The following is a 16,340-nucleotide window of genomic DNA, read 5'->3' on the forward strand; positions in this document are numbered from 1 at the left end:
CGCCAGGACACCCCTTCTGGGGGGGCGCCCCGTAAAGTTCCAGAGCAAGAGTTCGGCCGGGTCGCCCGTGACGGGTTGAGGACCGCGAGAGAGGCTCGCGGCGCCCGTCGCGGAGATCCGCGATGTCACGTTCATCCGCGCGCGCTCGCCCCGGTCAGGACCGGGCGAGCCTCTATGCCGAAATCACCGACAAGATCATCGCTGAGCTGGAAGCCGGGCGCCTGCCTTGGGTCCAGCCCTGGGGCGCTTCGGCCACCGGGGCGGCCATCGGGATGCCGAAGAACGCCGCCACCGGTCGGCGCTATTCGGGGATCAACGTGCTGATCCTCTGGGGCGCGGTCATTGAGCGCGGCTATGCCGGCCAGGCCTGGCTCACCTTCCGTCAGGCACTCGCGGTCGGCGGCAATATCCGCAAGGGCGAGCGGGGCACTACGGTGGTCTATGCCGACCGCTTCATCCCCGAGGCCGAGCGCGAGCGCGCCGACCGCGACGGCGACGAGCCGAGCGCCATCCCGTTCCTCAAGCGCTTCACCGTGTTCAACACCGATCAGTGCGAGGGCCTGCCCGACACGATCGCATCCACGGCACCGCCGGTTCCCGAGGGCCTCATCCTGCCGCAGGCCGACGCGCTGATCCGGACCAGTGGCGCCGACATCCGAATCGGCGGCGATCGCGCGTTCTATTCGGTCATCGGCGATTTCATTCAGGTGCCGCCGCCGCAGGCCTATTTCGAGCCGGTGAACTGGCATCGCACGGCTCTTCATGAGCTCGGCCATAATGCCGAGATCCGGATTATGCCGCATCTGCTCGGCAGGGCGCGGTTGGCGGTATGATCGCACCAATCCCATTCGGCATAATCTTCATCGCTCCAACAACATGGAGCACGACGATCATGCCTCAATATTTGCAGACCTGCATCGAGCCGTATCTGGACTCGTTCGCCGAGAGCTTTGCGGCGGAGAATTACACCGCCGGCACGGTCAAGACCTACCAATCGATCCTGCGGAAGGTGGGGCACGCGATGGATGTCGAGGGCATCAGTCCTTCGGCGTTGACGCTCGACATGGCCGAGCATCTGGGACGCAAGGTGCCGCGCAAGAAGACGGGCTCGGTATGGCCGTATAGGTTGGCCCGCCGGTTCGCGCAGCATCTGCTCGATATCGGCGTCACGCAGCCGGTGCCGTTGACCGAGGCGCAGCAGGCGCGCGCGACCCTGCTGGCGAACTTCGAGACCTATCTGGTCAAGCATCGCGGCCTGAGTCCGCGGACGATCTATCACACGCTGCGGTTCGCCAACCGGTTCCTCGATCATCGCTTTGGTGATGCGATAGTTGATCCGGGGCGGTTGCGGCCTGCCGACGTGATCAGCTTCATCGAGCATGTGTTGGCAGGCGCGCGTCGCGACAAAACGGTGGCAACGCATGTTCGTATCTTCCTGCAATATCTGTTCGGCAGCGGCGCGACAGCGACCAATCTGGCGCTGAGCGTGCCTAGGGCGGCGAAGCGCTGGGGCGCACGACTGCCGCGCCATCTGTCGCCCGAGGGCGTCGAGGCGGTGCTCGCCTGCGTGCGCGACAGCCCCCGGCACGGCGCTCGGGACTATGCGATGCTGCTCATCATGGCCCGGCTCGGCTTGCGCGCTGCCGAGGTCATCGCGATCCAGCTGGACGACATCGACTGGCGCGCGGGCGAACTCTTGGTGCGTGGCAAGGGGAAGCTCCACGATCGCGTGCCGATCAGCGCGGAGGTTGGCGAGGCCCTCTGCCGCTATCTGCGCGAGGAACGCGGACCCGCGTCCTGTCGCACGATGTTCGTCACCCATCGCGCGCCGTACCGTCCGTTCAAGGACAGCCAGATCGTCAACGCCGTTCTCAAGGATGCGCTGAAGGCGACTGGCCAGAAGCCGGTAACGCCCTATGTGGGATCGCACCTGCTGCGTCATAGCCTTGCCACCCAGTTAGTGAACTCGGGTGCATCGCTCGACGAGGTGGGCGATGTGCTGCGGCACCGCTCACGCACATCAACGATGATATATGCCCGTCTCGACATCGATGGGCTGCGGTCAGTGGCAATGCCTTGGCCCGTGGCGGGAGGCGCGCAATGAGCCTCACCTTCCAACTCGACCGCTATCTGGCTGTGCGGCGCCGCCTCGGCTACGACCTGAGCACCAGCGAGCGCATCCTTCGCCGCTTCACGCGGTTCGCCGACAGCGAGCGTGTGACGCATATCGACACGGCGCTGTTCCTGCGTTGGCACGCTACGCTCGGCGAGGCCAACGGCATGACGCGAGCGGCGCGGCTTACCGCCGTGCGCCTCTTCGCGCAGTGGCTGAGCAGCTTCGATCCGGCGCATGAACCCCCACCACGGGGCCTGTTGCCGGACACTGTCATGCGCTCGCGTCCGCATATCTACAGCAATGCCGAGGTCGCTTCGATTATCGCGGCCGCAAAGGCGCTGCCGTCGATCTGCGGGTTGCGCGGGCTGACTTGCTCGACACTGTTCGCGCTCATCGCGGTCACGGGCTTGCGCATCAGCGAGGCGCTCGCGCTCGATGGGAACGACCTCGACGCCGATAATGGTGTGCTGCGCGTCCGACAGGGCAAGAACGGCAAGGAGCGGTTGCTGCCGCTCGACCCCAGCACCGTCGAGCGACTGCTCAACTATCGCATCGAACGCGATCGGCTGATCGGTCATCCGGCGGTGCCGCTGTTCGTAACCGACAAGGCGACCCGGCTCACCGACTGCACGGCCCGCTACAACTTCGCGCAGGCGTGCCAGCAGATCGGCTTGCGATCCGAGCAGCAGTACCATCGGCATGGCCGAGGGCCACGCATCCACGATCTGCGCCACACCTTCGCCGTGCGCACGATGATCGACTGGTACCGGACCGGCAAGGATCCGGCGCGCGAGATGATCCGGCTGACGACCTATCTGGGTCATAGCAGCCCTTCCCGAACATACTGGTATCTGGAGGCGGTCCCGGAACTGCTCGATCTGGCGATAGCCCGTGCCACCGCGAGCGGCGGGGAGATGGCACAATGAACGCCGTCACCTTGCCCGCGCTGATCCAGCGCTTCTTCACCGACCGGCTTTGCACGCAACTGGAGGCGAGCCGACATACGGTCGCCGGCTATCGCGATACGTTCCGGCTGCTGCTCAGATATGCGAGCGCCCGCCGCAAAAAGCCGCCGGTCAACCTGACGGTCGAAGACATCGACGCCGATCTGGTCGCGGACTTCCTCGCCCACACCGAGACCGCGCGGGGTAATAGCGCTCGCAGCCGTAATACCCGGCTCGCCGCGATCCGATCGTTCTTCCGCTTCGTCGCGATGACCGATCCGACTTGGCTGCTGCACTGCCAGCGCATCCTCGCCATGCCCAATAAGCGCTATGTGAAGCGTGCGGTCACGTTCCTCGATGCCGAGGAAATGGCGGCGCTGTTGGCGGCTCCGGATCGTACAACATGGGCGGGGCGGCGCGATCACGCTCTGCTCCTGCTTGCGGTCCAGACAGGCCTGCGGGCTTCCGAACTGGTCGGCCTCACGCGGGGCGATGTCGTGCTGGGGACCGGCGCGCACATCCGTTGCATGGGCAAGGGCCGGAAGGAGCGCGCCACCCCGCTTCGCCGCGAGACAGCCAAGCTGCTGGCGACGTGGATCGGCAACGACAAAGATGAGGGCAAGCCGCTGTTCCCGTCGATCCGGGGCGAACGGCTGAGCCGTGACGCTCTTGAGCATCTGGTCCGCAAGCACTGCCTCACGGCGTCGCGCGCGTGCCCGAGCATCGGCACGAAACAGGTCACGCCACATACGCTGCGCCACAGCACGGCGATGGACCTGCTCCACCACGGCGTTGATCCTGCGGTGATCGCGCTCTGGCTTGGTCACGAGAACGTCGAGACCACCCAAATCTACATCCATGCCGACATGCGGATGAAGGAAAAGGCGCTCGCTCGCGTCGCCGCTCCAGCCACGCCGTCGGGCCGGTTCCGGCCCGACGATCAACTCCTCGCGTTCCTGGAAGGGCTCTGATTATGCCGAACAGCCGCATGGCCAATGCCGGGCTATCCGGCCTCCAGCGGAGGCCATGCGGCATAATCCGGATCGCGGCATTATGCCCCTTATGCCGACATCGGCATAAGGGGCACTGGTCAGGCGCGGCCCGTCGGCTGGCGCGCGACATGTCCGGCGGCTTCGGCTCCGCCAGCTACGCCAAGGAAGAACTGGTTGCCGAAATGACGGCTGCGTTCCTCTGCGCGAGCCTCGGCATCGTGCCGACCGTGCGGCACGCCGACTACATCGGCTCCTGGCTCGAGGTGCTGCGCGACGATGACCACGCGATCATCCGCGCCGCCAGCGCGGCCTCGAAGGCGGCCGACTATCTGCTGGCGTTCCAGATCGAAGACGATGAGCGAGAGGGCCCCGAATGTCGACCCGCCGGCCCCGTCGTCTTGAGCGCGGTTTACGTTCCGTGACGGGTTAAGCCAAGGTCGCTTGACGAACCCAGAGAGCCGGTTTATGGCATTAAACGTCTCAGAGGGGCGTCTCTTGTCAAATTTCTCGCGATCGACGTTGCTGCGGGTCGGCCGTCTGCTCAATCCAGGCAAGGCGAGCGGTCACTTGGCGCGACTAGCGGAGTGTGCCGGCACCACCCGCAAGACAATCCGTAACTGGTCAGCCGAAACCAGTGATCCACAATTTCGAGCCATGTCAGGTACAGCAAAGCGCGCTGTCGCTGTGCTCGCCTATTTCGCGCTCACTGGGCAGCTCACCCGCGAACGCATGGAGGATGTCATCACTTTGGAACAGGCAATGGAGGACGACCGCCGTTTTGAACGATTGGCCGCGCGCATCACGCAATTGCTAGAGGAGGAGAAAAAAAATGCGGACGAATAAGACCGCCGAGATCAACGACTTGATTCGGATTTGGGTGCATATCGACCCGACTACCGACCAGTTCATGCGCCTTGCCGGCCTATACGTATTGTACGCAGTTCTCGACAAGACTGGCGGATTCCCGAAGAAAGCCGGCGTGACTAAGCGCACCATGGCCAAGGGCCGGGTGCGATCGTTCATTTTCCAGCGCAAGCACCAGCAGCGAGTGCTTCGTGCGCTGAATGCGTATGACGCGGTCATCGCCTCGACGGATCGCTCTAGCGTCGTGCAATTTGCGCGACTTCACAGCGTCGCGGCGTGACTCGCAAGACAGAGGCTGCGCTTTGTGCTGCGGATATGAGCGCTGCTTCCTCGCCTTGAGGGCCTGACGTCGCCTTTGGCGCCTGAGAGCGAGAGGGCCGCAAGCGTTCCGTGACGGGTCGAAGCGCCGGGAGAGAGGCTCCCGGCCGGCCCGTCATGGAGAACTGCCATGAGCGCCGCCGAAAACGTCGAACTCCACTCCCACCATGCCGAGCTGATCGCCGAAGCCCTGGCGACCGAGGGTGGCCACCTCTCGATCGGCCGGGGCGGGTTTATCCTCTGGTATGGGGATGGATGCCGACTCCTGGGATACGACTCCGAGCCGATCAAGGCGGCGTGCATTGCCGCCGGCCTGCCGGTGATCGACAGCCGCGGGGTCGCCTTCGATGCGGTGGCGCGGCTTGTCATGCGCGGGCCGATGGTCGCCGTCGGCGCGCCGCCGGACCCACCACCGCATGGCCCGTTCAGCTATGCGCCCCTGGCGGCGGTGGCAGCGGCATACCGCGCCGCCGGCGCCGAGGTGGTCAATCTGCCGCAACCAGCGGCGGATGCCCCCGGCGGCTGAGGCTCGCGCCGCCGCCGAGAGCGAGAGGGCGGAGGCGAGTTTCGTGACGGGTCGAGGGCTGGGAGAGAGGCTCCCGGCCGGCCCGTCGCGGAGATCACCGATGGCTGCGACCCAGAAGATCGTCCTGAACCCGTCCCGAGACATTCCGTTCAACAAGCTCGTCCTGAGCCAGGCCAATGTCCGGCGCGTGAAGGCCGGCGTCTCGATCGAGGCGCTGGCCGAGAGCATCGCCCGGCGTTCCCTGCTGCAAAGCCTGAGCGTGCGCCCGGTGCTGGATGCCGAGGGCAACGAGACGGGCATGTTAGAGGTGCCCGCCGGCGGCCGGCGCTATCGCGCGCTGGAGTTGCTGGTCCGGCAGAAGCGCCTGGCCAAGACCGCGCCCATCCCCTGCATCGTCAAGACCGAGGGCCTCGCCGAGGAGGACAGCCTCGCCGAGAACACCGACCGCGAGGCGCTGCACCCGCTCGACCAGTTCCGCGCCTTCAAGACGCTGCGTACAAAAAGCCAGGGCGAGGAGGAGATCGCCGCCGCGTTCGGCGTCACCGCCGCGGTGGTGCGCCAGCGGCTCAAGCTCGCCGCCGCCAGCCCGGCGCTGCTCGACGGCTATGCCGAGGGCGCGATGACGCTCGATCAGCTCATGGCGTTGTGCGTCAGCGACGATCATGCCCGCCAGGAACAGGTGTGGGCGACGATCCAGCGCGGCTGGAACAAGGAGCCGCACATCATCCGCCGCATGCTGACCGAGGGGGCGGTACGCGCAAGCGACCGACGCGCGAGCTTCGTCGGCACCGAGGCGTACGAAGCCGCAGGCGGCATCGTGATGCGCGACCTGTTCCAGGAGGACGAGGGCGGCTGGTTGCAGGACCCGGTGCTGCTCGACCGGCTGGTGGCCGAGCGCCTGGCCCGCGAGGCAGACGCCATCCGCGCCGAAGGCTGGAAATGGCTCGAGGCCGCCCCGGACTTCCCCTACGGCCACCGGCACGGGCTGCGTCCGCTGCCCTCTACCAATCCTCTCACCGAGCCCGAACAGGCGGAGTTCGATGCGCTGAAGGGCGAATACGACTCGCTGGAGGAGCAGTATGGCGAGGCCGACGAGCTGCCCGAGGCGGTCGAGGCACGCCTGATCGAGATCGAGACGGCGATTGAGGCATTTCAGAACCGCCCGCCGAAATTCGACCCCGCCGACATCGTTCGCGCCGGTGCCTTTATCAGCATCGACCGCGACGGTGCGCTGCGCGTCGAACGCGGCTACGTGCGGCCTGACGACGAACCCCCCGGTGGCAGCGCCCGACGATCCCGATCAGTCCGCGGAGCCGGCCAGCACCGTACCCGATACCGATCGGGACCCGTCCGCCACGGAGGTGCGCTCGACCACGACCATCACTGCCGCGGAGCCGTCAGCCGAGGTGCCCGAGGAAGACGAGGGGCTGAAGCCGCTGCCCGAGCGGCTGATGACGGAACTCACCGCACACCGGACGCTCGCGTTGCGGGAAGCCTTGGGGAACGACTGGGACACGGCGTTCCTGGCCGTGCTCCACGCGTTTTGCCTCCGCCTGTTCTATCGCTCCGCCGCCGACACATGCCTGTAGATCGAGGCCAAGAGCGCCGGGTTCGGGACCCAGGCTCCGGGACTGAACGACACCGCGTCCGCCAAAGCCATCGACGTGCGGCACGAGGCATGGGCGAAGCAATTGCCGGCGACGTCCGGAGAACTCTGGAACGCGCTCGTCGGCTTCGGCACCGACACGCGCGCGGCGCTATTCGCGCATTGCGCGGCACTGACGATCAACGCGCTTCACGAACCCTGGAACCGCCGTCCGGGCGCCCTGGCGCACGCCGATCGATTGGCCCAGGCGGTCAGTCTCGACATGGCGGCGGCGGGCTGGGTGCCGACGGTCGAGACCTATCTTGGCCGGGTGCCGAAGGCCCGCATCCTGGAGGCGGTGCGCGAGGCAAAGGGCGAGCACGCCGCGCAGCTGATCGACCACCTGAAGAAGCCGGAGATTGCGCAGGAGGCCGAACGGCTGCTCGCCGGCACCGGCTGGCTGCCCAAGCCGCTCCGCACGCCCAGGGGAGTTTACGCTAGACTTTCGTTTGATCTCTTGAAGACGCATCTCTAAACGACGCCGGAATGTCTATGCTGCCTTCATGGGTTTGTGATCTCGTCCTCATCCAACCCAAAAATTTTTGGACAATCTTTACGTATGCGAGGACAAGGCTGCCTGCCCCGAATGGCAAGCCTTTTACGATGTCGCGATCAATCTGGTAGACAAAGCTGCCAACGCGGATCACAAGGTCTCCGCGCTCCCGCGCTCTGACGCGCTCGCGTAACCTAGCGATTTCCTTGCTGACGTTGCTACCGCCGATCGTGAGCCCGAGAGTTTTCTGCTCCTCGTCCAAATTCTCCAACTCGACAAGAATTCGAACCGCATCGTTTTCAAGTGAGGCTACCCGATCCTCTATCGCCTGCCGTCGCGACTCTAACTTTACAATTTCAATCAGTTTTTCCCGTTCTACTTCAAGTATTCTTATTTTTTCTTCCTGATTTTTCGCTTCATTGATCAACTGCTCGATCTCAGGTACTTTTGCCAATCGCTTAATAACATCTGAACTGGAACCATTAAGTGCGAAGCTAAGAAGTGTGAGACCAAGGGGAGCGGCTAAAGCAGCCGCGAGGCCGAACAACCATATGTAGGCTGAATATTTGCTCGAGAACCATCCAAGGTATACGACCCCGACGATAAGTCCCGTTGCAATGATCGCTGCGCTGACGCGCTTCAACATCCTCTTTCTCCCGAAAGATCGCTCGGGGCGAACACAATCACCAAGGCATTGACACTCTGTTACGCTATTACAGTCACCGAGAACCACACGCAATTTCAGCCCGTAATGAACCAGAATTCACAGTCAGGGCTTCCGCGGTGACACTTCAGGATACCCCCGCGGCGCTCGACCCCCACGTAGGATTGAATGTCGTCCCCCTTGGTTGGAGCGCCCAAAAGCAGACCGTCTCCTCTCCCGACATCTCCGCCGTGCGAGCGACCGGTGGGCATGTCAGCTTCCCACGCATCAAGCCGCCGGGCTGCCGCTGGTCTTTGCGCACTCGCCGGCGGCGCGTTCATAGCAGCGCCGTCTTCACCGCCAGGGCCGGGCCGACCTCACCTAGTCGCCGGTCCAACGTGCAAAGGTTGGCGCCGTAATCGGCGCAGATTGCGAGATGCAGCGCGTCACCGGCCCACAGGCCGAGCGCGTGCTGATCGGCAAACCGCGTGGCGGTGCGGAACTGAGCGCCGGAGATCGGCAGCACAGTGAAGGTTTCCGCGCTCATCGTAGTGAACATGGCGAGCGCATCCGCCCGGTGCTGCGTCTCGATCTGCCCAGATCGCAACTTGATCGACAGCGCCGAGGAAAACTCTGCCGTCACCCAATCGCTGATCGCGAGAAGTTCCGGATCCTGGTCTCCCAGCCAGCGCTGCATGCGCTGGGTCTCTGCCTCATGCGTCAATGCAGCGAGGAGCACCGAAGTATCGAGATAGAGGATCAATAACGCGCCTCGTCACGCATGCGGCGGATGAACTCGCCCGCCGGCTCCGGCTGCATTGGCATTTTCTCGACCATCGCGCGCAGGGCCGCGATGTCGATGCGCTTGCGTGGCGCCTTCGCGGCGACGATCTGCGCGACCGGCTTGCCGCGGCGGGTGATCTGCACGGTCTCGCCGCCGGCCGCGCGCTCGACCAGTTCGCTCAGATGCGCCTTGGCGTCGGCGATGCTCACACTTCCCATGAGGCTCTCCTGACCATCTAATTGGTCATCTTTAGCACGGTACGGGCCGGAACCAAAGCGCCGGAGCGGGTCACCGCGGCGGCACGTGGAGCTCGGAGAGCGAGAGGATGGCCGGGACGGGGTGAGCCGGGTGGGGTCGAGAGAGCGCCCGCCGGCTTCGCAACCCCGCTCTCCGGAATCCCCGCATGAACCTCATCGTCCCCGCGCTGGCCGAGCAGTCGGCCATGCTCGCATCCCCGTCCGCGCCGCCTGCGCCCGATCGGGCGTCCGCCATCCTGGGCGCCGGCCGGCTGCTGCTGCCCGCGCTGGAGCGGGGCCAGGCCCTGGACGCCGCCATCTTGCGCACCGCCATGGAGGCGGCGTTCGGCGCATCCGACACCGGCGGCATCTGGGTATGGAAGGACGCCTACGAGGCCTGTGAAGTGGCGCAGGTTCTGTTTCTGCGCCAGCACGGGCCGGCCATGCGCGCCCGCGCCGGCAGCCCAGCGGCGATGCTTGCCATGCTGGCGAAGCTGGCCGCGCTGGCGCCCACGCATACGCGCCGCTCCGAGGAAAGTGCGGCGCTCCAGCAGTTCTCGACGCCGATCGCGCTCGGCTTCGCGGCCAGCGCCGCCGCCGCGATTACGCCGAGTGACCTAGTGCTGGAGCCCTCCGCGGGCACTGGACTGCTCGCCGTGTTCGCCGCCCTCGCCGGCGGCGTCCTGGCGCTGAACGAGCTCGCCGAGACCCGCGCCGACCTACTCGGCCGTCTGCTCCCAAGCGCGCCCGTCAGCCGCCACGACGCGGCGCAGATCCACGACCATCTGAATCCGTCCATCGCACCCTCGGTGGTGCTGATGAACCCGCCCTTCTCGGTCGCGGCGCATGTCGAGGAGCGGATGGCAGACGCGGCCTTCCGCCACGGCACCGCGGTCGAGACGCGGCTGACCGTAATCGACCGCGTGCCGGCCGAGGACCCGACCGCCTTTCCGCCGTGCCCCGGCATCGCCCCCGATGCGGCGACGCTGCTGGAGTGGGTGACTCGCCTCGTGCCGCCGCGCCCGGCCGTGTCTGCCCCGCCGGTCGCGCCTCCGGCCGCCTGCCCGGTGCCCCCGCGCGCGATCGTCCCGCGCCCGCATCCCATCCCGATCCGTCACCCGGAACCGCCGATCGATCCCGGAATCGCGCTCGCATACGAGGTCCGCGACGAACGGCCGCCCGAGCATGGCCGGATCAGCGATGCGCTCTACGAGAGCTATTCCGTCCAGACCATCGTGATCCCTGGCGCGCAGCCGCATCCGACGAAGCTCGTACAATCGTCCGCCATGGCCTCGGTCACGCCACCGCGCCCAAGCTACCGGCCCCACCTGCCGCCGGCGGTCATATCGGCCGGCCTGCTGTCTGACGCGCAGATCGAGAGCGTCATCTACGCCGGCGAAGCTCATGCCGGGCATCTCGCCGGCGCCTGGCTGGTGGATGCGACCTACGACCAGGTCTCCGCCGCCCCCGACGATGCCGAGGGCGCGGTGCGCTTCCGCCGCGGCTGGTTTCTCGGCGACGGCACCGGCGCCGGCAAAGGGCGGCAGGTGGCCGGCGTCATTCTCGACAACTGGCTGAAGGGCCGCCGCCGCGCGCTCTGGGTCTCGAAATCCGACAAGCTGATCGAGGATGCCCAGCGCGATTGGTCCGCCCTCGGCCAGGAGCGGCTGCTGATCACCCCGCTCGCGCGCTTCCGGCAGGGCACGCCGATCCGCCTCGACCAGGGCATCCTGTTCACGACCTACGCGACGCTGCGGTCGGCCGAGCGGGAGGGCAAGGTCTCGCGGCTCGATCAGATCATCGACTGGCTGGGGCGGGATTTCGACGGGGTGCTCGTGTTCGACGAGGCGCACGCCATGGCCAACGCCGCCGGCGATACCTCCGAACGCGGCGAGCGCAGGCCGTCCCAGCAGGGTCGCGCCGGGCTGCGGCTGCAACACGCACTGCCCGATGCGCGAGTGCTCTACGTCTCCGCGACCGGCGCAACCTCGGTGCAGAACCTCGCCTATGCGCAACGGCTGGGCCTCTGGGGCGGGGCGGATTTCCCGTTCGCGACTCGGCAGGAATTCGTCACGGCGATGGAGGCCGGCGGGATCGCGGCGATGGAAGTACTGGCGCGGGATCTGAAGGCGCTCGGCCTCTACGCCGCGCGCTCGCTGTCGTACGAGGGGATCGAGGTCGAGATCGTCGAGCACGCACTCAGCCGCGAGCAGGTGCGCATCTACGACGCCTACGCCGAGGCCTTCCAGGTGATCCACGCCAACCTGGCCGAAGCCCTGGAGGCGGCCAATGTCACCGGTCCGTCCGGCACGCTGAACCGCCAGGCAAAGGCGGCGGCGCGATCGGCCTTCGAATCGAACAAGCAGCGTTTCTTCAACCACCTGATCACCGCGATGAAGGTGCCGACGCTGATCGGCGCCATCGAGCGCGACATCGCCGCCGGGGCCGCCTGTATCGTGCAGCTGGTTTCCACCGGCGAGGCGCTGCTGGACCGGCGGCTGGCCGACATCCCCGCCGGTGAGTGGGCCGACGTGCAGGTGGACATCACCCCGCGCGAATACGTCCTCGACTACCTGGCGCACGGTTTCCCGACGCAGCTGTTCGAGGTGTTCACCGATAGCGACGGCAATCTGCTCTCCCGCCCGGTGTTCCGGGACGGCCAGCCGGTGCAGTCGCGCGAGGCGGTCGAACGGCGGGACCGGACGATCGATCACCTCGCCGCACTGCCGGCGGTGCAGGGCGCACTCGATCAGATCGTCCAGCGCTTCGGCACCGATCAGGTTGCCGAGGTCACCGGGCGGTCGCGGCGCGTGGTGCGCAAGATCGCCCCCGATGGCAACGAGCGACTCGCCGTCGAGACCCGCCTTGGCTCGGCCAACCTCGCCGAGACCCAGGCCTTCATGGACGACGAGAAGCGCATCCTGGTCTTCTCCGACGCCGGCGGCACCGAACGCAGCTATCACGCCGACCTCGCCGTCCGGAACCAGCGCCGGCGGGTGCACTACCTGCTGGAACCTGGCTGGAAGGCGGACACCGCCATTCAAGGGCTGGGTCGGTCAAACCGCACCAATCAGCGCCAACCCCCGCTCTTCCGTCCGGTGGCGACCGACGTGCGCGGGGAGAAGCGTTTCCTCTCCACCATTGCCCGCCGGCTCGACAGCCTCGGGGCCATCACCCGCGGCCAGCGCCAGACCGGCGGCCAGGGCCTATTCCGGGCCGACGACAATCTGGAGAGCCAGTATGCCCGCGCGGCACTTCGGCAGTTCTACGGAATGATCTTCGCCGGCAAGGTGGCGTGCTGCTCGTTGCAGCCTTTCGAGGAGACGACCGGGCTTGATCTCTCCGACCGCGACGGGTCGCTCCGCGAGGACCTGCCGCCGATCACGACCTTCCTGAACCGCCTGCTGGCGCTTCCGATCGCCCTGCAGAACGGCCTGTTCGCGGTCTTCGAGGAGCTGCTCGCCAGCCGCATCGAGAACGCGATCGCCGCCGGCAGCTACGATGTCGGCGTCGAGACGCTGACGGCGGACAGTCTGCGCGTCACCGAGCGGCGCACGATCCATATTCACGCGGCGAGCGGCGCCGAAACGCGGTTGTTCAAATTGCTGCGGCGGGACCGCAACCGGCCGCTTCCCGCCGGCGACGCGCTCACCCTGGCGCGGGACAAGCGCGCGCGGTTGCTGGTCAACGCCCAGTCCGGCCGTGCCGCGGTGCAGATGCCGGCACCGAGCCTGACGCTCGATGATGGCGAGGTGCAGCGCCGGATCCGTCTGGTCCGGCCGATGGTCAGGGAGACGATTGCCCTCGACGCGCTGGATCACACCCATTGGGAGGAGGCGGACGCCGAGCGGTTCGCTGCGACATGGAATGCCGAAGTGGCGCAGGTGCCGGAATTCACCGAGAGTGCGTTCCACATCGTCACCGGCCTGCTCCTGCCGATCTGGAACCGGCTACCCGACGAATTGCTGCGCGTCTATCGCCTGCAGACCGACGACGGCGAGCGCGTGATCGGCCGCCTGATCTCGCCCGCCGCCATGGGCGAAGTTTGCCGGGCGCTCGGGTTGGACGACGCGCCGACGCTGGCGCCGAACGAGGCATGGTCCGCCGTGCTCACCGACGGCGTCGTGCTGCATCTCGCCGGCGGGCTGACTGTCCGGCGTGCGACCGTAATGGGTGCCGCCCGCGTCGAACTCGCCGGCTTCACAGACGGCGCGGTCGATCAGCTCAAGGCGATGGGGTTGACGAGCGAGATCATCGCCTGGCGGCTTCGGCTGTTCATCCCGGTCACCGAACGCGGACCCGCGATCCTGGCGGCGCTGTTTGAGCGATCGCAGCTCCTTCGAGTCGTCGATCGTGTCGCGGCCTGACGGTGGAGATGCTCCATGTCCGGGTCCGCCGCCGAACTGGCGCACCGCCTCGCGCGCGAGGCCGAGGCAGTGTGCCGCCACTACCTCTCCAACGGCCGCCGCCAGGGCCGCTACTGGCTGGTCGGCGATGTCCAGAACACGCCGGGCCGCAGCTTGTTCGTGCGGCTGACGGGGCCGGACTCCGGCAGGGGTGCCGCCGGCAAATGGACCGACGCCGCGACTGGCCAGCATGGCGACCTGCTCGACCTGATCCGGCTCAACCGTGGTCTCGATCGCCTGGGTGATACGCTGGGTGAGGCACGGGCCTTCCTCGGACTGCCGAAGCGGCAGCTGCTGCGCGCACCGGCACGACCGGGCTCGTCGGACGCCGCCCGGCGGTTGTTCGCTCTTTCGCGCCCGATCGTCGGAACCCTGGCCGAGACCTATCTCCGCAACCGTGGCATCACCGCGCGGCTGGAGGCCGCGCCGGCGCTCCGCTTTCACCCCGCCTGCTTCTACCGGGCGCATGACGCTGCCCCCCGCGAAGCCTGGCCGGCGCTGATCGCCGCGGTCACGGACGCCGACGGCACGATCGCTGGCGTGCATCGCACCTGGCTTGATCGGGATGGCGCCGGCAAGGCGCCGATCGCCGCGCCACGGCGGGCGTTGGGCCATCTCCTCGGCAACGCCGTCCGCTTCGGCGTGGCGTCCGATGTCATGATCGCGGGTGAAGGCATCGAGACGATGCTGTCGCTGCGATGCGTCTTGCCCGACATGCCGATGGCGGCGGCGCTCTCGGCCAACCACCTCGCCGCCCTGATCATGCCGCCGGCGTTGCACCGCCTCTATATCGCGCGGGACAACGACGCGGCCGGGCGTCATGCGGCGATGTGCCTGCGCGACCGGGCCAGAGCAGCCGGGATCGAGCCGCGCATCCTCTGGCCGGTGACCAACGACTTCAACGCCGACCTGCGCCGCTTCGGCGCCGACGCTGACGCTCTGCTGACACGGCTGCGGGTACAGCTCGCCCCGGAGGATGCCGAGCGCTTTGCATTGGCCAACACCCGGCCTGTGGCGTCAGGCTGAGAGGCCCGGTAACGCATCGCCCGGGAAAGCGCCACCAGTCGCCGGTGTGCCTCGTGTCCGGGAGCGGGCCGCGCCCACGGCCTTCTGAGAGCGGCGATCGGGCCAGAGCCGGGCCGGCGACGCAACGGCGGGCGGCGACTATTTTCCGCCGTGCCCCGCACCCCATCGCGCGAGTGCGATGGGACCCCGGGTCAAAGGGGCGCTTTGCATCGCGAGGCAAAATAGCCGCCGCCCGCCGTCCTCCGCTGCGCTCCGGCCGCCCGCGCCGAGCTTGGCGGTGCAGCCCCGGCCCGGCCCCGGCCAAGGGATCGCCGTGAAGGCCGCGATGGGCGCGGCCAGCCGAACGAGGACACCGATCATGGCGACCGACCGCCTCATCCACCACGACGCCGCCGAGCCACCCCACGCCGCATCCCCCACCGCCCGCCTGCTCGACGAGTTGCAGCTCTACGGCCATCGCCCCTACCAGGACGATCCGGACCCGCGGCCACTGCCCGAGGCCGCACGGCTCGAAGGCGCGCTAGCCGACATCTTCGACGCCCTGGTCTCCACCCTTTCCGAGACGCGGCTGGAACCCGACCTCGCCGATCTGCTCTGGTCGCAGGTCAATCTCTTCCACCGCACGGTGGACCGCGTGCAGCGCGAGCTCGACGCCAATGAGGACCGGCAGCGGCGCAGCCAGCAGGAACAGGACGGCTCGGAAATCCGCTCGGTCGAGCTGGAACGCCTGATCGCCGAGGGGCTGACCTTGATCGAGCGGCGCAACGCCTTCGAGCTTCTTCGCGAGCAGGCCGCAGAGCTGTTCGAACACCACACCGGCTCGGCTTGGCGCCCGCGCGCGGGATCGATGGTGAATCACCGCGCCCTGACCGCGGCGATGATCGACAGCCGCGACTTCATCGCCGCCAAGCGCCGTGCCGAGACCGAGGTGTTGTTGCCCGCCGGACCGCGGATCGCCTTCGCCGGCGGGGTTGACTTCAACGACCACGGGCGCATCTGGGCGGTGCTCGACCGGGTGCATCGCAAGCACGCCGACATGGTGCTGCTGCACGGCGGTAGCCCGCGCGGGGCCGAACGCATCGCCGCCTGCTGGGCTGATACACGGAAGGTCACGCAGATCGCCTTCATGCCCGAATGGGCACGGCACAACAAGGCCGCACCGTTCAAGCGCAATGACCGGATGCTCGAGGTGATGCCGATCGGGGTCATCGTCTTCCCCGGATCCGGCATCTGCGAGAATCTCGCGGACAAGGCGCGCGTCCTCGGCATCCCCGTCTGGCGCTTCGGAGAGAGCGGCGCGTGAGCGCCGCTGTCTCCAGCACTAAACATAACGATGACGTTCATTGA

At 67.1% G+C, this 16,340-nt stretch carries 15 protein-coding genes; 12 read left to right on the top strand and 3 right to left on the bottom strand.

All coding sequences use genetic code 11. The features are described from left to right. Positions 1–122: 122 nt before the first annotated feature. The 9 genes from ACMV_RS01945 (at position 123) to ACMV_RS19570 (ending at position 7,846) form a co-directional block, all read left to right on the top strand. Complete coding sequence (locus ACMV_RS01945; RefSeq protein WP_013639365.1) at positions 123–833, top strand: ArdC family protein; 711 nt, start codon at positions 123–125, stop codon at positions 831–833. A 59-nt stretch (positions 834–892) separates the two neighbouring features. Continuing rightward, positions 893–2,104 (top strand): tyrosine-type recombinase/integrase, encoded by a 1,212-nt coding sequence (locus tag ACMV_RS01950; protein WP_011930445.1) that lies wholly within the window; start codon positions 893–895, stop codon positions 2,102–2,104. Further along, positions 2,101–3,042, top strand: a complete 942-nt coding sequence (locus tag ACMV_RS01955) for a tyrosine-type recombinase/integrase (RefSeq protein WP_011930444.1) — start codon at positions 2,101–2,103, stop codon at positions 3,040–3,042. The genes ACMV_RS01950 and ACMV_RS01955 overlap by 4 nt, the downstream gene beginning before the upstream one ends. Continuing rightward, positions 3,039–4,031: a tyrosine-type recombinase/integrase gene (locus ACMV_RS01960; protein ID WP_011930443.1), complete on the top strand. Its 993-nt coding sequence runs from the start codon at positions 3,039–3,041 to the stop codon at positions 4,029–4,031. The genes ACMV_RS01955 and ACMV_RS01960 overlap by 4 nt, the downstream gene beginning before the upstream one ends. A gap of 17 nt (positions 4,032–4,048) precedes the next feature. After that, a complete protein-coding gene (locus tag ACMV_RS19565) occupies positions 4,049–4,474 on the top strand; it encodes a zincin-like metallopeptidase domain-containing protein (RefSeq protein ID WP_456236366.1) in 426 nt (141 codons plus the stop codon). A gap of 73 nt (positions 4,475–4,547) precedes the next feature. Next, positions 4,548–4,895, top strand: coding sequence for a hypothetical protein (locus ACMV_RS20680; protein WP_148360992.1), 348 nt, complete (start codon positions 4,548–4,550; stop codon positions 4,893–4,895). Continuing rightward, positions 4,882–5,196, top strand: a complete 315-nt coding sequence (locus ACMV_RS01975) for a hypothetical protein (RefSeq protein ID WP_013639368.1) — start codon at positions 4,882–4,884, stop codon at positions 5,194–5,196. Before ACMV_RS20680 ends, ACMV_RS01975 begins: the two co-directional genes overlap by 14 nt. A 168-nt stretch (positions 5,197–5,364) precedes the next feature. After that, positions 5,365–5,760 (top strand): hypothetical protein, encoded by a 396-nt coding sequence (locus tag ACMV_RS01980; RefSeq protein ID WP_013639369.1) that lies wholly within the window; start codon positions 5,365–5,367, stop codon positions 5,758–5,760. 100 nt (positions 5,761–5,860) lie between these two features. Further along, positions 5,861–7,846: a ParB/RepB/Spo0J family partition protein gene (locus ACMV_RS19570; protein ID WP_013639370.1), complete on the top strand. Its 1,986-nt coding sequence runs from the start codon at positions 5,861–5,863 to the stop codon at positions 7,844–7,846. Here ACMV_RS19570 and ACMV_RS20685 read toward each other — a convergent pair. From ACMV_RS20685 to ACMV_RS01995, 3 genes are all read right to left on the bottom strand, one after another. After that, positions 7,843–8,544: a hypothetical protein gene (locus tag ACMV_RS20685; RefSeq protein ID WP_148360993.1), complete on the bottom strand. Its 702-nt coding sequence runs from the start codon at positions 8,542–8,544 to the stop codon at positions 7,843–7,845. The genes ACMV_RS19570 and ACMV_RS20685 overlap by 4 nt on opposite strands. A 334-nt stretch (positions 8,545–8,878) precedes the next feature. After that, a complete protein-coding gene (locus ACMV_RS01990) occupies positions 8,879–9,304 on the bottom strand; it encodes a type II toxin-antitoxin system VapC family toxin (protein ID WP_013639371.1) in 426 nt (141 codons plus the stop codon). Further along, positions 9,301–9,543: a type II toxin-antitoxin system Phd/YefM family antitoxin gene (locus ACMV_RS01995; protein ID WP_013639372.1), complete on the bottom strand. Its 243-nt coding sequence runs from the start codon at positions 9,541–9,543 to the stop codon at positions 9,301–9,303. The genes ACMV_RS01990 and ACMV_RS01995 overlap by 4 nt, the downstream gene beginning before the upstream one ends. 185 nt (positions 9,544–9,728) lie before the next feature. Between ACMV_RS01995 and ACMV_RS02000 the strand changes: the two genes are divergently transcribed. The 3 genes from ACMV_RS02000 (at position 9,729) to ACMV_RS02010 (ending at position 16,296) form a co-directional block, all read left to right on the top strand. Continuing rightward, a complete protein-coding gene (locus tag ACMV_RS02000; RefSeq protein ID WP_013639373.1) occupies positions 9,729–13,928 on the top strand; it encodes a strawberry notch-like NTP hydrolase domain-containing protein in 4,200 nt (1,399 codons plus the stop codon). 15 nt (positions 13,929–13,943) lie between these two features. Next, positions 13,944–14,993, top strand: coding sequence for a DUF7146 domain-containing protein (locus ACMV_RS02005; RefSeq protein ID WP_013639374.1), 1,050 nt, complete (start codon positions 13,944–13,946; stop codon positions 14,991–14,993). Positions 14,994–15,351: 358 nt separating this feature from the next. Next, a complete protein-coding gene (locus tag ACMV_RS02010; protein WP_048857846.1) occupies positions 15,352–16,296 on the top strand; it encodes a DUF2493 domain-containing protein in 945 nt (314 codons plus the stop codon). Positions 16,297–16,340 lie beyond the last annotated feature (44 nt).

The sequence above is a fragment of the Acidiphilium multivorum AIU301 genome, from assembly GCF_000202835.1.
GTDB classification, from domain to species: Bacteria; Pseudomonadota; Alphaproteobacteria; order Acetobacterales; family Acetobacteraceae; genus Acidiphilium; species Acidiphilium multivorum.

Excerpts from the sequence above, each read along its gene's own strand:
- ACMV_RS01945 (WP_013639365.1), top strand. The coding sequence starts at position 123 with ATGTCACGTTCATCCGCGCGCGCTCGCCCCGGTCAGGACCGGGCGAGC.
- ACMV_RS01950 (WP_011930445.1), top strand. The coding sequence starts at position 893 with ATGCCTCAATATTTGCAGACCTGCATCGAGCCGTATCTGGACTCGTTC.
- ACMV_RS01955 (WP_011930444.1), top strand. The coding sequence starts at position 2,101 with ATGAGCCTCACCTTCCAACTCGACCGCTATCTGGCTGTGCGGCGCCGC.
- ACMV_RS01960 (WP_011930443.1), top strand. The coding sequence starts at position 3,039 with ATGAACGCCGTCACCTTGCCCGCGCTGATCCAGCGCTTCTTCACCGAC.
- ACMV_RS19565 (WP_456236366.1), top strand. The coding sequence starts at position 4,049 with ATGGCCAATGCCGGGCTATCCGGCCTCCAGCGGAGGCCATGCGGCATA.
- ACMV_RS01975 (WP_013639368.1), top strand. The coding sequence starts at position 4,882 with ATGCGGACGAATAAGACCGCCGAGATCAACGACTTGATTCGGATTTGG.
- ACMV_RS01980 (WP_013639369.1), top strand. The coding sequence starts at position 5,365 with ATGAGCGCCGCCGAAAACGTCGAACTCCACTCCCACCATGCCGAGCTG.
- ACMV_RS19570 (WP_013639370.1), top strand. The coding sequence starts at position 5,861 with ATGGCTGCGACCCAGAAGATCGTCCTGAACCCGTCCCGAGACATTCCG.
- ACMV_RS20685 (WP_148360993.1), bottom strand. The coding sequence starts at position 8,544 with ATGTTGAAGCGCGTCAGCGCAGCGATCATTGCAACGGGACTTATCGTC.
- ACMV_RS01995 (WP_013639372.1), bottom strand. The coding sequence starts at position 9,543 with ATGGGAAGTGTGAGCATCGCCGACGCCAAGGCGCATCTGAGCGAACTG.
- ACMV_RS02000 (WP_013639373.1), top strand. The coding sequence starts at position 9,729 with ATGAACCTCATCGTCCCCGCGCTGGCCGAGCAGTCGGCCATGCTCGCA.
- ACMV_RS02005 (WP_013639374.1), top strand. The coding sequence starts at position 13,944 with ATGTCCGGGTCCGCCGCCGAACTGGCGCACCGCCTCGCGCGCGAGGCC.
- ACMV_RS02010 (WP_048857846.1), top strand. The coding sequence starts at position 15,352 with ATGGCGACCGACCGCCTCATCCACCACGACGCCGCCGAGCCACCCCAC.